Source organism: Streptomyces sp. NPDC002133 (genome assembly GCF_040296405.1).
Lineage (GTDB): Bacteria > Actinomycetota > Actinomycetes > Streptomycetales > Streptomycetaceae > Streptomyces.
This window is the reverse complement of record NZ_JBEOXF010000028.1, coordinates 1-12,156: the sequence shown is the minus strand read 5'-3', so window position 1 is coordinate 12,156 and position 12,156 is coordinate 1. Positions and strand designations below refer to the sequence as shown.

Below are 12,156 nucleotides of genomic sequence, written 5' to 3'. Positions count from 1 at the left end.
GAGGCTCGGGGGAGCGGCATCGGGGGGACAAGCCGCTCCCCCAGGAGAACCGGTCCGCCCGGACCCGGGCCGCTCTCGGGGGGAAGCACGCGGCACGGCATCCCCGCAGTGGGGGCCGGTTCCTCACCCTTCGGATTCCTGCCGGATCCTCCGGGTTCATCTCCCATCCTGCGCCGGTGGGCACCGTTACCGGGCCGGGCAAAGGGCCCGGATCTCCGGGTCCTTGGTCCATAAAGGCTCAGTTAGACTCACGCGACTTCACAGGGGCCGCAGGGGAGGCAGGACCGATGGTGCAAACGAAGAAGATCGCCCTCTACATAGTCGTCGTCTTCGTCCTGTACACGATCATCAACTCCCCCGAGCGCGCGGCCGACCTGGTCGGGGTAGGGTTCGAGGGCATTTCGAGCGCCGCTCAAGGCGTAGGAGAGTTCATGACCGAGCTCGTCAACTAGCTCGACACGAGGAGCTTCCCTTGATCCGCCACCTGGTCCTGTTCAAGCTCAACGAGGGCGTCCGGCGCGACGAACCCCGCGTCGTCGCCGGCGTGCGAGCGTTCCAGGAGCTCGGCGGAATCGTCCCCGAACTGGAGTTCTGGGAGTGCGCCTGGAACATCACCGACCGGCCGATCGCCTACGACTTCGCGATCAACTCGGCGGTCGCGGACGAGGACACCCTCAAGCGCTACCTCGAACACCCGGCCCATCAGGCAGCCGCCGGTCAGTGGCGTGAGTTCGCCACGTGGGTGATCGCCGACTACGAGTTCTGAGCCGCCTGCCGCCCCCGACTCCCCCTGGCCTCCCTCCGAATCGGTGGGGGGCCTCGTTGCTGGTGCCCCAACTTGCCCTCAACACGGAGTTATGCGGTGCTTGCACACAGTGGACATGTCTTGTGATGCTATGACCGCTTTTGACGGATGAGTTGACCGAGATCGATCCGCTGTTCGAACCGTGAAGGGGTGGCGTGACCGTGCCGGCCAGTACTGCGCCTCAAGTGCCACCCCAGAACGAGAGCGAGGTCCCGGCCGCCAGACCCCAGAGCCGGGGCGCGGACACCAGAGCGCTCACCCAGGTCCTGTTCGCCCAGCTCAAGGACCTGGAGCCGGGTACCACCGAGCACACACGGGTGCGGGCGGCACTGATCGAGGCCAATCTGCCGCTCGTGCGGTACGCCGCCGCCCGCTTCCGCAGCCGCAACGAGCCGATGGAGGACGTGGTCCAGGTCGGCACGATCGGCCTGATCAACGCGATCGACCGGTTCGACCCCGACCGCGGGGTCCAGTTCCCCACCTTCGCGATGCCCACCGTCGTCGGCGAGATCAAGCGGTACTTCCGGGACAACGTACGGACCGTTCACGTGCCGCGCCGGTTGCACGAGCTCTGGGTGCAGGTCAACGGCGCGACCGAGGACCTGACCACGGCACACGGACGCTCCCCGACGACCGCCGAGATCGCCGAGCGGCTGAAGATCTCCGAGGACGAGGTCCTCGCCTGCATCGAGGCGGGCCGGTCGTACCACGCCACCTCGCTGGAGGCCGCGCAGGAGGGCGACGGGCTGCCCGGACTGCTGGACCGGCTCGGTTACGAGGACCCGGCGCTGGCCGGGGTCGAGCACCGCGATCTCGTACGTCATCTACTCGTACAACTGCCCGAACGTGAGCAGCGGATCCTGCTTCTCCGGTACTACAGCAATCTGACGCAGTCCCAGATCAGCGCGGAACTGGGGGTTTCCCAGATGCATGTGTCAAGGCTCCTCGCCCGGAGCTTCGCGCGATTGAGATCCGCAAACAGGATCGAGGCGTAACCGAAACGGGTAGACCCCTTTCAGCCCATTCCCCAGCGCACAAAAGCCGCAGACACCCTTTTTCCTGCGCTGATCTGACGCTTCGTTGTCGACATGTCACTACAGCGTGTTGCCGACATGTGACATTCTGCGGGAACCGCGTTTGCCGCGGCCCCACCTCCGGTATTCAGGTGGAGGCTGCGTTCCTCCGATGGTCGCGGCCCACGCGACCGTCCGCGACCTCCAGGGGGTGGCATGTCCGCAGAACAGGGCAGCTCAAAGGTGCTCACGCGCGAGTCGAGCGCTCCCTCGCCCGACGTCCTTCCGGAGCCCGTGCCGCTTCCGGCCCCGGCGGCGCCGGAAGCCTCGGAAGCGTCGGCGGCCCCGGAAGCCATCGACACCCGCACACTCTCCCGCTCCCTCTTCCTGCGGCTGGCCGCTCTGGACCAGGACAGCCCGGAGCGTACGTACGTACGCGACACCCTCATCGAGCTCAATCTGCCGCTCGTGCGGTACGCGGCGGCGCGCTTCCGCAGCCGCAACGAGCCGATGGAGGACATCGTCCAGGTCGGCACGATCGGGCTGATCAAGGCGATCGACCGGTTCGACTGCGAACGGGGCGTGGAGTTCCCGACATTCGCTATGCCGACCGTCGTCGGCGAGATCAAGCGCTTCTTCCGCGACACGAGTTGGTCGGTGCGGGTGCCGCGCCGGCTGCAGGAGCTGCGACTCGCCCTCACGAAGGCGAGCGACGAGCTGGCCCAGAAGCTCGACCGCTCCCCGACGGTGCCCGAACTCGCGGCGGTGCTCGGCGTGTCGGAGGAGGACGTCGTCGACGGTCTCGCCGTCGGCAACGCGTACACGGCCTCGTCCCTCGACTCCCCGTCCCCCGAGGACGACGGCGGCGAGGGTTCCCTGGCGGACCGTCTGGGCTACGAGGACAGTGCGCTGGAGGGCGTCGAGTACCGCGAGTCGCTCAAGCCGCTGCTGGCCAAACTCCCGCCGCGGGAGCGCCAGATCATCATGCTGCGCTTCTTCGCGAACATGACGCAGTCGCAGATCGGCGAGGAGGTCGGCATCTCCCAGATGCACGTCTCGCGCCTGCTGACCCGCACGCTGGCGCAGCTGCGCGAGGGCCTGATCGCGGACTGACGCGCCCACCGGGCATGTGCGCCGGGGCCCCCGGTACCGCCGGGGGCCCCGGGCGCCCCGACACCTCCGGCGGGCCCGGGCCGCGCTCGGACGGCGGACGGCCTCGAAGAGGAACCCGACCGCTCGGACGGCTCGGATTGAGCCCCCTGCACCCGCCGGGGTGCAGGGGAACGGGCCCGGGGCGAGGTCCCCCCGTCCAGCCACGTCGATGGGTGAGGCGCGGGGTCCTGCGGCAGAGCCCTGCTTCGGTAAGGGGCGAGGACGGGGGCAAGGAAAGTGCACCCGCCCCCGCGCCGGTCTCCGCCGACCGCTTCCTAATTGACGCGCCGTCAGACAGACTGGCGCGATGCGACGTCGACAGGTCGGATACGGACTTGCGGGGGTCGCGCTCTGCCTCGGTGGGGTGCTCGCCGCCTGCGGAGGTGGCGGCGACGGCCGCGGTTATGTGGCCGTCGGGGCCGGGCCCGAGGAGGGGCCGGCCGATGCGGTGGCACCGTCGGGCGAGGTCGAGATGCATCCCCTGGACGGACAGACTCCGCCCGCGGGGACATCCTCCGCCGGTGGCCCGTCCGGCGGCGGCACCGGCGCCGGCACGGGTACGGGAACAGGTACGGACACAGGAACGGGCGCCGGTACGGGCACGGCGGGACCGGGCACCGACGCGGGCACGCCCACGGCACCCGGGCGCACCGGGCCGGCCACCCCGCCGTCCACCGGCACGGGAGGCGCACCGGTACCGACCATCCCGGGGACGACCCCGCCGGGCCCCACCGCACCCGGCACCACGCCTCCTGCGACACCGCCCGGGCCCGCGCTACTGAGCATCGTGGACCTCGTGCGGGACATCACGGAGCAGCGCTGGTGCGAGAAAGTGACGCTGGAGTTCCGGAACACCGGGGGCTCGCCCGTGCGGTCCGGCAGCGTCACGTTCGAGACGCACATCATCGGCGCCCTCGGCATCGACTGGGCGACCGTCGAGTCGGCCCAGCCGCTGCCCGCGCCGATCTCCGCGGGCGCGGCGAAGACCCGGACGTACACCGTGTGCGTCGAGTCCTGGCGTGTGCCGCTCGGCATGCACATCGAGACGCAGGACGTGCGCGCCGAGTACTAACCGAGTGGGGCGGCTACGGAACGTGCTGCGTACCCGCGTACCGGAGAAGTGGTGTCAGCCGAGGGCGAGCCAGGCGACCGCGCCGAGGATCGCGATGACGGCGACGACACCGAGGATCAGTCCGACCCGCGGACCGGCCGCCGGCGCGGGCGCCGCCGCGCGGCCGCCGTGCTGCTGCGCACCCTCGTCGACGAAGGCGCGGAACATCTGGGTATTGCCCGCGGGGTCGTAATTGCCCTCGGGACCTTGGGGGGCTTGGGGGTTGTGTGCCATGGGGCAGGACCCTAGCGAACCCGGGTGACCTCCCCCAACCCCCGGCCCACCGCCCTCGCGACATACCCCCAACATGTCCGCACCATGACCTCGCACATGCAAAGCCTTTTGGGTTCCTTTACTCCCTGAGGCCCGTTTTCGTTTGCCTTCAGCAACCAACATTCCTATGGTTGCCCTAAGCAACAAGATCTGAGGGGTGCCCATGGCCGATCGGAGCCAGTACGAAGAGCTGGCCCGGCAGATCAGCGGAATAGGCGCCGTCAAACGCGGCATCGGACGTCTGCTCCCGGCCGAGTGCCCCGCCGGATCCGGTGCCGTGCTCGCACTCCTCGACCGGTACGGAGAGATGCGGATGAGCCGGCTCGCCGAGCTGCTCGCCGTCGACATGTCCGTCACCAGCCGGCACGTGGCGCACGTCGCGGACCGCGGCTGGATCGAGCGCTCGCCCGACCCGGACGATCGCCGCTCCCGCATCCTGCGGCTCACCCCCGCGGGCGAGGAGATGGTCGACGACCTCGGCCGGCGCACCGCGGACATGCTCGCCCATCACCTCGACGACTGGTCCGACGACGATGTCGGACGGCTGAATGCGCTGCTGGCCCGCCTCCGCACCTCCTTCGGGGACTGCCGGACCGCCCACACGCACACGTAACAGACAAGGAAGTACATGGCTACGACCACACCGACCGGTGTGCGGGGCGGCCACGCCAGGACGCGTGACGACAACGGCGCCCCGATGACACACCGGCAGATCATGGAGGCACTGTCCGGGCTGCTGCTCGGCATGTTCGTCGCCATCCTGTCCTCGACGATCGTCTCCAACGCCCTGCCGGAGATCATCACCGACCTCGACGGTGGCCAGTCCGCCTACACCTGGGTGGTCACGGCGGCCCTGCTGTCGATGACCGCGACCACCCCGCTGTGGGGGAAGCTCGCCGACCTGTTCTCCAAGAAGTCGCTCGTCCAGATAGCCCTGCTCATCTATATGGCGGGCTCGGTCGTCGCCGGCCTCTCCCAGAACACCGGCATGCTGATCGCCTGCCGCATCGTCCAGGGCATCGGCGTCGGCGGTCTCACCGCCCTCGCCCAGGTCATCATGGCCGCGATGATCGCGCCGCGGGAGCGCGGCCGCTACAGCGGCTACCTCGGCGCGACGTTCGCCGTCGCAACAGTCGGCGGTCCGCTGATCGGCGGGGTCATCACCGACACCGAATGGCTGGGCTGGCGCTGGTGCTTCTACGTCGGCGTACCGTTCGCGCTCCTCGCGCTCATCGTGCTCCAGAGGACCCTGAAGCTCCCGGTCGTGAAACGGCAGGTGAAGGTCGACTGGGCGGGTGCGCTCTTCATCAGCGCCGCCGTCTCGCTGCTGCTGATCTGGGTGACCTTCGCCGGCGACAAGTACGACTGGATGTCGTGGCAGACGTACGCCCTGACCGGCGGCGCGGTCGTCCTCGGCGCGATCTTCCTGATCGTCGAGTCCAGGGCGAGCGAGCCGATCATCCCGCTGCGGCTTTTCCGCAACCGCACCATCACGCTCGCCTCGCTCGCGTCTCTCTTCGTCGGTGTCGCGATGTTCGCCGCCACGGTCTTCTTCAGCCAGTACTTCCAACTGGCGCGCGGTGAGTCGCCGACGAGGTCGGGCGTCCTGACCATCCCGATGATCGCGGGCCTGTTCGTCTCTTCGACCGTCAGCGGCCTGATCATCACCAAGACCGGCAGGTGGAAGGCGTGGCTGGTCAGCGGCGGTGTGCTGGTGACCGGTGGCCTCGGGCTGCTGGGCATGATCCGCTACGACACCGAGTACTGGCGCATCGCGGTCTTCATGGCCGTCATGGGCCTCGGCATCGGCATGATGATGCAGAACCTGGTGCTGGCCACCCAGAACCAGGTGGCCCCGCAGGACCTCGGCGCGGCCTCGTCGGTCGTCACCTTCTTCCGGTCCCTGGGCGGAGCGATCGGCGTCTCGGCGCTCGGCGCCGTGCTCGCCACCCGCGTCACCCGCTACGTCGAGGAGGGTTTCGCCGCACTCGGTCCGCGCGGTGCGGCGCTGGGACACGGCGGCACGGGCGGCGGAGGCATCCCCGACCTGGACACCCTGCCCGCCCCGGTCCGTACCGTCGTGGAGAGCGCGTACGGGCACGGTGTCGCCGATGTCTTCCTCTACGCGGCGCCGTTCGCCCTGCTGGCGTTCCTGGTGACGCTGTTCATCAAGGAGGTGGCGCTGAAGAGCGGTGTCACGGCTGCGGCGGACGAGTCTGCGGCCGCGGTGGCCGCGGCCCCCGCAGTCACCACGAACCCCCCGGCCACCGCCGTGCGCGGCGTCGTGCGCGGTGCGGAGGGCCTCCCCGTCGGGCAGGCCGCGGTCACCCTGATCTCGCTGGGCGGACGGCAGTTGGGCCGGTCCGTGGCGCAGGAGGACGGCTCGTACGCGCTGGACGCGCCTGAAGCCGGCTCGTACGTCCTGATCGCCTCCGCCGACGGCTTCCAGCCGCAGGCATCCACCGTGGTCGTCGGGGACGGGCCGCTGGTGTACGACATCGCGCTCGCCGCCACGAGCGGGCTGGCGGGCGTCGTGATCGCCGCCGACGACCGTGCCCCGGTGGAGGGCGCCATGGTCGTCGTCACCGATGTACGCGGCGACGTCCTGGCCAACGGCAAGTCCGCGCCGGACGGCGGCTTCGCCTTCGCCGAACTGGTCCCGGGCGCGGTGACCGTCGCTGTGAACGCGGCGGGTTTCCGGCCCCTGGCGCTCCCCGTGGAGATCGGCGGCCAGGGCGTGACCCGGATCGAGGCCGCCCTGCAAGCGGGTGCGGTGGTCCAGGGCACCGTACGGGCCGGGTCCGCGCGGAGGCCGCTGGCCGACGCGCGGGTGACGCTGATCGACGCCGCGGGCAACGTCGTCGCGAACGCGACGACCGGCGAGGACGGGGCGTACGCCTTCGCCGACCTGGACGCGGGCGCGTACACGGTCATCGCGACCGGCTACCCGCCGGTGGCGGACGCGCTCACCGTGGCCGGACGCGGGATCGACGGCCACGACATCGAACTCGCCCACCCCGGCGAGTGACCAGACCCCCCGGGCGCCGCTTCCAGCGGAGGCGCGCCCGGGGCCGGGGCGGCGGGCAGGGACGGCCCGCCGCCCCGGCAACCCACCCAAGGAGAGACATGGGGCTTCGCGCACAGGTACGGACCCGGGACGGCTGGGCCGTACGGCACGCGGTCGTGACGCTGACCGACGGTGCGGGCTCGCAGGTGCTGCGGGCGGAGGCGGACCCGGACGGCGCCGTGCGCGCCGACACCACGCTGCCCCCCGGCCCGTACACGGCGATCGTGACGGCCGTCGGACACGCTCCGCACGCCTCGACCGCGCTCGTCACCGCGAGCGGCCGGGCCGACGTCGGCACCGTGGTGCTCGACCGCGTGGGCGGGGCCGAGCTGCCGACGCCGGGCATCTGGTCGCTGGACCCGGCGCACTCGTCGGTCGGCGCGGTCGCCCGGCATCTGGGGATCTCCAGCGTGCACGGCCGGTTCACGGACTTCGCCGGCCGGATCGAGGTCGCGGAGGACGTGTCCCGCTCGCGCGTGGACGCGGTGATCGAGGCCGTGTCCATCGACACCGGCAACGGCCTGCGGGACAAGCACCTCAGGTCACCGGACTTCCTGGACGTGGAGCGCTTCCCGCGGATCACGTACCGCGGCCACGGTCTGACGGCGGCCGGTCCGGACCGCTGGACGGTGCACGGCTCGCTCTCGATGCGTGGTGTCGAGCGGGACGTCGACCTGTCGCTGACGTATCTGGGGACGGGCGGAGACCCGTGGGGAGGGGTGCGGGCGGCCTTCCGCGCGACGGCGGAACTGCACCGCGAGGACTTCGCGATGACGTACAACCAGGTGGTGCGGGCGGGGGTCACGGCCATCGGCACGACACTGAAGGTGGAGCTGGACGTCCAGGCGGTCCGGGGCGAGCCGCTGCCCTAGGGTGCGGGTATGGCACCGAACATCGCGAGCAACACATCTGTCGACCTGGAGCAGTTGCTGGAGTTCGTCCGGCCCCGCCACCGCGCGATCCTGCTCACGCGCCGCGCCGACGGCTCCCCGCAGGGCTCCCCGCTGACCTGCGGCGTCGACGACTCGGGCCGGATCGTCGTCTCGACCTACCCCGAACGGGCGAAGACGCGGAACGCGAAGCGCGACGAGCGGGTGAGCATCATCGTGCTGAGCGACGACTGGGACGGGCCCTGGGTCCAGGTCGACGGCACGGCGGAGGTCATCGACACACCGGACTCGGTGGAACCGCTCGTCGAGTACTACCGCAACATCGCGGGGGAGCACCCGGACTGGGCGGAGTACCGCGAGGCGATGGTCAAGCAGGGCAAGTCCATCATCCGGATCACGCCTGTGCGATGGGGCCCCGTGGCGAAGGGCGGCTTCCCGGCACGGCTTGCTCCGTAGGGCTGAGCCGGCCCGCGCAGGCACTTCCTACGCCCGGGCCACCATCGTCTCGATGCCGGCGATCAGCAGCTCCAGACCGTGGTCGAAGTCGCGGTCGAGCATCTCCTCGACCGTGTCCCCGCCTCGCGCCTCCATAAGCTGCTCAGCCTCCTGGAACAGCTCCTCGACCTCCGGCATCGTTCGGGTCGCCCCCATGGCGTCCGCGTAGAAGGCGTCCATCGTCATCCCGGCGTCGGAACACCGCTTCCTGAACTGTCCCTCGACCGTGCCGTAGCCGTAGACGAACTGGAAGACGGCGGACATTCCCGCCGCCTGCCAGTTCAGCGGGAGCCCGGTGTTGCGGATGATCCTCTGCACGGTCCCCGAGAAGGCCAGCGAGTGCGGTCCGATGTTCAGATACGTGCCGATGAGCGAAGACACCCAGGGGTGGGAGATCAGCAACGCCCGGTAGGCGGCTGCGAGTTCGCGGAGCTGGTCGCGCCACTCCGCGCGCTCCTGCCCCCGGTCGGGCAGCCGCATCTCGCCGAAGACCGAGTCGAGTGCCAGTTCCAGCAGGTCGTCCTTGGTGTCGACGTACCAGTAGACGGACATCGCGGTCACGCCCATCTCCGCGGCGAGCCGCCGCATCGAGAACTTCGCCAGCCCCTCCGCGTCGAGCAGCCGTACCGTCACCGCAGTGATCTTGTCCCGGTCGAGTCCGGACGGCTGTTCGGCCTTGCGGCCCCGGGAAGCCTTGCCCTCCAGCCACACGCTCGTCACCACCGAGCGCTTCGTGCGGTCGGCTGCCGACACCATGACGTACCCTCCTCGGTCGTGCGGGGGCGGTCCGCCCGGTCCCGATGCTATGCCGCGACCTGCGGTGCGTCAGCGAGCCGATCCCGAGGAGTGCGAGGCCCGCGGTGAGCATCTTCTTGCGGCTGTAGCGGTCGGCGGCGCTGCCCGCGGTGAGCAGCAGGCCCGACCGGACCAGCGAGTAGGCGTTGATCATCCACTGGATGTCGGCGGTGGAGGCGTCGAGTTCCGTGGTGAGGGAGGGGATGGCGACGCTGAGGACGGTGTTGTCGAGCAGCACCGTGAGCTGGGCCAGGCAGATGACGCCGAGGATGAGCCGGCGCTGGGGGTGACTGCCGGTGGGGCCGGTGGGCTGCTCTTCCGTGAGTTGGCTGTCCGTGGACGTGGTGGTCACGCCGACTCCTTGTGCGGTGTACGGGACGCGTTCTCGTACACCGCACAAGGAGTTCTCCTACGTCGTAGAGGACCATTTCTCGGCGGTCAGGTCGTAGAGGGTGGTGCCGCCCACCGTGACCTGCGTGAAGTTCTCCTCGACCCAGGTGGAGATCTCGCTGTTCCCTCCGGGCCCGCCGCCCTGGCCGCTGCCCGCGCCACCGCTTCCGACGAAGTAGTGGATCTTCCCCGCGGCGACGTACTGCTTGAACTGCGCGAGGGTCGGGGACGGGTCACTGCCGTTGAAGCCGCCGATCGCCATGACCGGCCGTTCGGTGGCCAGCTGGTAGCCGGCGGCGTTCTGGGAGCCGACGGCGGCGGCGACCCACGTGTAGTCGGCGGCGTTCCGCTCGAGCTCGGCCGCGACGGCGGAGCTGACGTTCGCGCCGTTGAGGAGGCCGCCCAGGCCGCCGCCCCCTCCCGCGCCGCCGGGCCGTTCGCCCTGCGCGGCCTGGCCGGGCATCCGGCCCTGGCCCGGCTGCTGTCCCTGCCCCCGACCCTGGCCCGCCTGGCCCTGGCCGCCACCGGGCATCCGACCCGCCGCGCCCGGCGGCATCGTCCCCGCGCCACCACCTCCACGGCCACCGTCACCGCCGCCCGGACCGCCCCGCGTGCCCGCCGGGCCCGCCGTCACGATCGAGCCCTGATGCCCGGTGTTCACCGTGGACAGGGTGTACGCGACCGGCCCGGCGAGGGCCGCCGCCAGCCCGAGGCCCGCCGCGGCGAGGCCGAGCCGCCGCCCGAACCGCCCCGCGAACAGCAGCCCGGCCGCCGCCACGAGGCCACCGACCAGCACCGCCGTGCCCAGCCAGGCCACGAAGTCCTCGGTGCGGCCGAGCAGTACGTAGGCCCAGACCGCCGTCACCGCCACCGTGCCGGCCAGCGCGGTACGGGCGGCGACGTGCGCCCGCTCCTCCCACAGCACCGTCGCGCCCATGCCGACGAGCGCGGCGATGTAGGGGGCGAGTGCGACCGTGTAGTACTCGTGGAAGATCCCCGCCATGAAGCTGAACACCGCAAGGGTGCTCAGCAGCGAACCGCCCCACACCAGGAACGCCGCCCGGGCCGTGTCCGCCCTCCTGCCCCGCCAGGTGACGAGGATCCCCGCGACCAGCAGGATCAGCGCGGCGGGCAGCAGCCACGAGATCTGGCCGCCGATGGTCTCGTTGAACATCCGTCCGATGCCGGTCTCGCCCCAGCCGCCGCCCTGCCGACCACCGCCTCCGACACTCCCCGTCTCGTTGCCGCTGATCCGGCCGAGACCGTTGTAGCCGAAGGTGAGCTCCAGGAAGCTGTTGGTCTGCGAGCCGCCGATGTACGGGCGTGAGGACGTCGGCCACAGCTCGACGACGGCCACCCACCAGCCGCCGGACACGAGCAACGCCACTCCTGTCACCGCGAGTTGGCCGAGTCGTCGGCGTACGGTCGTCGGCGCGCACACCAGGTACACCAGCGCGAGCGGCGGCAGGATCAGAAACGCCTGCAGGGTCTTCGTCAGAAACGCGAACCCGACCGCGACGCCCGCCCAGACCAGCCACGTCGTCCGGGCGCCTTCGAGGGCGCGGAGCACGCAGTAGACGGTCACGGGCATCAGCAGCGCGAGCAGTGCGTCCGGGTTGTTGAACCGGAACATCAGAGCCGCGACCGGTGTGAGCGCCAGCACCGCCCCCGCGATCAGCCCGGCGGCCGCGCTGAACCTCCTGCGCACGGCCGCGTACACGACGCCGACGGTCGCGGCGCCCATCAGTACCTCGGGTACGAGGATCTGCCACGACCCGAGCCCGAACAGCCGCACGGACAACGCCATCGGCCACAGCGCGGCGGGCGGCTTGTCGACCGTGATGGAGTTCCCGGCGTCGGACGACCCGAAGAAGAAGGCCTTCCAGCTCTCGCCGCCTGCCTGAACGGCGGCGGAGTAGAAGGAGTTGGCGTAGCCGGACGCACTGAGGTTGTACAGGTACAGCACCCCGGTGAGCAGCAGCAGCGCAAGCAGCGCGGGCCGCACCCAGGCGGCGTCCTCGGGCCGCCCGCGCCACAGCCGGGCACCCCGTGCGCGAGGCGGCGCGCCGTCTTGTGCTTGTGCTTGTGCTTGTGCCTGTGCCGCGTTCCGCCCGCCGCGCGTTCCCCGGCGCCGCCACGTGTGCGTCGCGCACAACGCCGAAGGG

The 12,156-nt window shown here is 70.7% G+C and carries 12 protein-coding genes and 1 pseudogene; 9 read left to right on the top strand and 4 right to left on the bottom strand.

The window, feature by feature from the left end; genetic code table 11:
* Positions 1 to 287: 287 nt before the first annotated feature.
* From ABT078_RS24325 to ABT078_RS24305, 5 genes are all read left to right on the top strand, one after another.
* Positions 288 to 452 (top strand): hypothetical protein, encoded by a 165-nt coding sequence (locus ABT078_RS24325; protein WP_351231112.1) that lies wholly within the window; start codon positions 288 to 290, stop codon positions 450 to 452.
* A 20-nt stretch (positions 453 to 472) separates the two neighbouring features.
* On the top strand, positions 473 to 766 hold the full coding sequence (locus tag ABT078_RS24320; protein ID WP_351231110.1) for a Dabb family protein: 294 nt from the start codon (positions 473 to 475) through the stop codon (positions 764 to 766).
* Between the two features lie 200 nt (positions 767 to 966).
* On the top strand, positions 967 to 1,800 hold the full coding sequence (locus ABT078_RS24315; protein WP_351231108.1) for an RNA polymerase sigma factor SigF: 834 nt from the start codon (positions 967 to 969) through the stop codon (positions 1,798 to 1,800).
* A 234-nt stretch (positions 1,801 to 2,034) separates the two neighbouring features.
* The gene (locus ABT078_RS24310) at positions 2,035 to 2,931 is read left to right on the top strand and encodes an RNA polymerase sigma factor SigF (protein WP_351231106.1); all 897 of its coding nucleotides are present in this window, start codon (positions 2,035 to 2,037) and stop codon (positions 2,929 to 2,931) included.
* 346 nt (positions 2,932 to 3,277) lie between these two features.
* Positions 3,278 to 4,042, top strand: coding sequence for a hypothetical protein (locus tag ABT078_RS24305; RefSeq protein ID WP_351231104.1), 765 nt, complete (start codon positions 3,278 to 3,280; stop codon positions 4,040 to 4,042).
* Positions 4,043 to 4,096: 54 nt separating this feature from the next.
* Here the strand turns inward: ABT078_RS24305 and ABT078_RS24300 are convergent, their stop codons facing one another.
* Complete coding sequence (locus ABT078_RS24300) at positions 4,097 to 4,315, bottom strand: hypothetical protein (protein WP_351231102.1); 219 nt, start codon at positions 4,313 to 4,315, stop codon at positions 4,097 to 4,099.
* A gap of 202 nt (positions 4,316 to 4,517) precedes the next feature.
* On the opposite strand from ABT078_RS24300, the gene ABT078_RS24295 reads away from it, so the two are divergent.
* From ABT078_RS24295 to ABT078_RS24280, 4 genes are all read left to right on the top strand, one after another.
* Positions 4,518 to 4,967, top strand: coding sequence for a MarR family winged helix-turn-helix transcriptional regulator (locus tag ABT078_RS24295; RefSeq protein ID WP_351231100.1), 450 nt, complete (start codon positions 4,518 to 4,520; stop codon positions 4,965 to 4,967).
* Positions 4,968 to 5,051: 84 nt separating this feature from the next.
* Complete coding sequence (locus ABT078_RS24290; protein WP_502981296.1) at positions 5,052 to 7,382, top strand: MFS transporter; 2,331 nt, start codon at positions 5,052 to 5,054, stop codon at positions 7,380 to 7,382.
* Positions 7,383 to 7,480: 98 nt separating this feature from the next.
* The gene (locus tag ABT078_RS24285) at positions 7,481 to 8,293 is read left to right on the top strand and encodes a YceI family protein (RefSeq protein ID WP_351231096.1); all 813 of its coding nucleotides are present in this window, start codon (positions 7,481 to 7,483) and stop codon (positions 8,291 to 8,293) included.
* Positions 8,294 to 8,302: 9 nt separating this feature from the next.
* Complete coding sequence (locus tag ABT078_RS24280; protein ID WP_351231094.1) at positions 8,303 to 8,767, top strand: PPOX class F420-dependent oxidoreductase; 465 nt, start codon at positions 8,303 to 8,305, stop codon at positions 8,765 to 8,767.
* A 27-nt stretch (positions 8,768 to 8,794) separates the two neighbouring features.
* Here ABT078_RS24280 and ABT078_RS24275 read toward each other — a convergent pair whose 3' ends face one another.
* The 3 genes and pseudogenes from ABT078_RS24275 to ABT078_RS24265 all read right to left on the bottom strand — a co-directional run bounded on the left by ABT078_RS24275 (position 8,795) and on the right by ABT078_RS24265 (position 12,029).
* Positions 8,795 to 9,562, bottom strand: coding sequence for a TetR/AcrR family transcriptional regulator (locus tag ABT078_RS24275; protein WP_351231092.1), 768 nt, complete (start codon positions 9,560 to 9,562; stop codon positions 8,795 to 8,797).
* 70 nt (positions 9,563 to 9,632) lie between these two features.
* Positions 9,633 to 9,953: pseudogene (locus tag ABT078_RS24270) on the bottom strand (MFS transporter); the annotation flags it as partial.
* 57 nt (positions 9,954 to 10,010) lie between these two features.
* Entirely contained in the window at positions 10,011 to 12,029 is a 2,019-nt protein-coding gene (locus ABT078_RS24265) for an ArnT family glycosyltransferase (RefSeq protein ID WP_502981295.1), read from the bottom strand.
* Positions 12,030 to 12,156: the final 127 nt, after the last annotated feature.

Excerpts from the sequence above, each read along its gene's own strand:
- ABT078_RS24325 (WP_351231112.1), top strand. The coding sequence starts at position 288 with ATGGTGCAAACGAAGAAGATCGCCCTCTACATAGTCGTCGTCTTCGTC.
- ABT078_RS24310 (WP_351231106.1), top strand. The coding sequence starts at position 2,035 with ATGTCCGCAGAACAGGGCAGCTCAAAGGTGCTCACGCGCGAGTCGAGC.
- ABT078_RS24305 (WP_351231104.1), top strand. The coding sequence starts at position 3,278 with ATGCGACGTCGACAGGTCGGATACGGACTTGCGGGGGTCGCGCTCTGC.
- ABT078_RS24300 (WP_351231102.1), bottom strand. The coding sequence starts at position 4,315 with ATGGCACACAACCCCCAAGCCCCCCAAGGTCCCGAGGGCAATTACGAC.
- ABT078_RS24295 (WP_351231100.1), top strand. The coding sequence starts at position 4,518 with ATGGCCGATCGGAGCCAGTACGAAGAGCTGGCCCGGCAGATCAGCGGA.
- ABT078_RS24290 (WP_502981296.1), top strand. The coding sequence starts at position 5,052 with ATGACACACCGGCAGATCATGGAGGCACTGTCCGGGCTGCTGCTCGGC.
- ABT078_RS24285 (WP_351231096.1), top strand. The coding sequence starts at position 7,481 with ATGGGGCTTCGCGCACAGGTACGGACCCGGGACGGCTGGGCCGTACGG.
- ABT078_RS24280 (WP_351231094.1), top strand. The coding sequence starts at position 8,303 with ATGGCACCGAACATCGCGAGCAACACATCTGTCGACCTGGAGCAGTTG.
- ABT078_RS24275 (WP_351231092.1), bottom strand. The coding sequence starts at position 9,562 with ATGGTGTCGGCAGCCGACCGCACGAAGCGCTCGGTGGTGACGAGCGTG.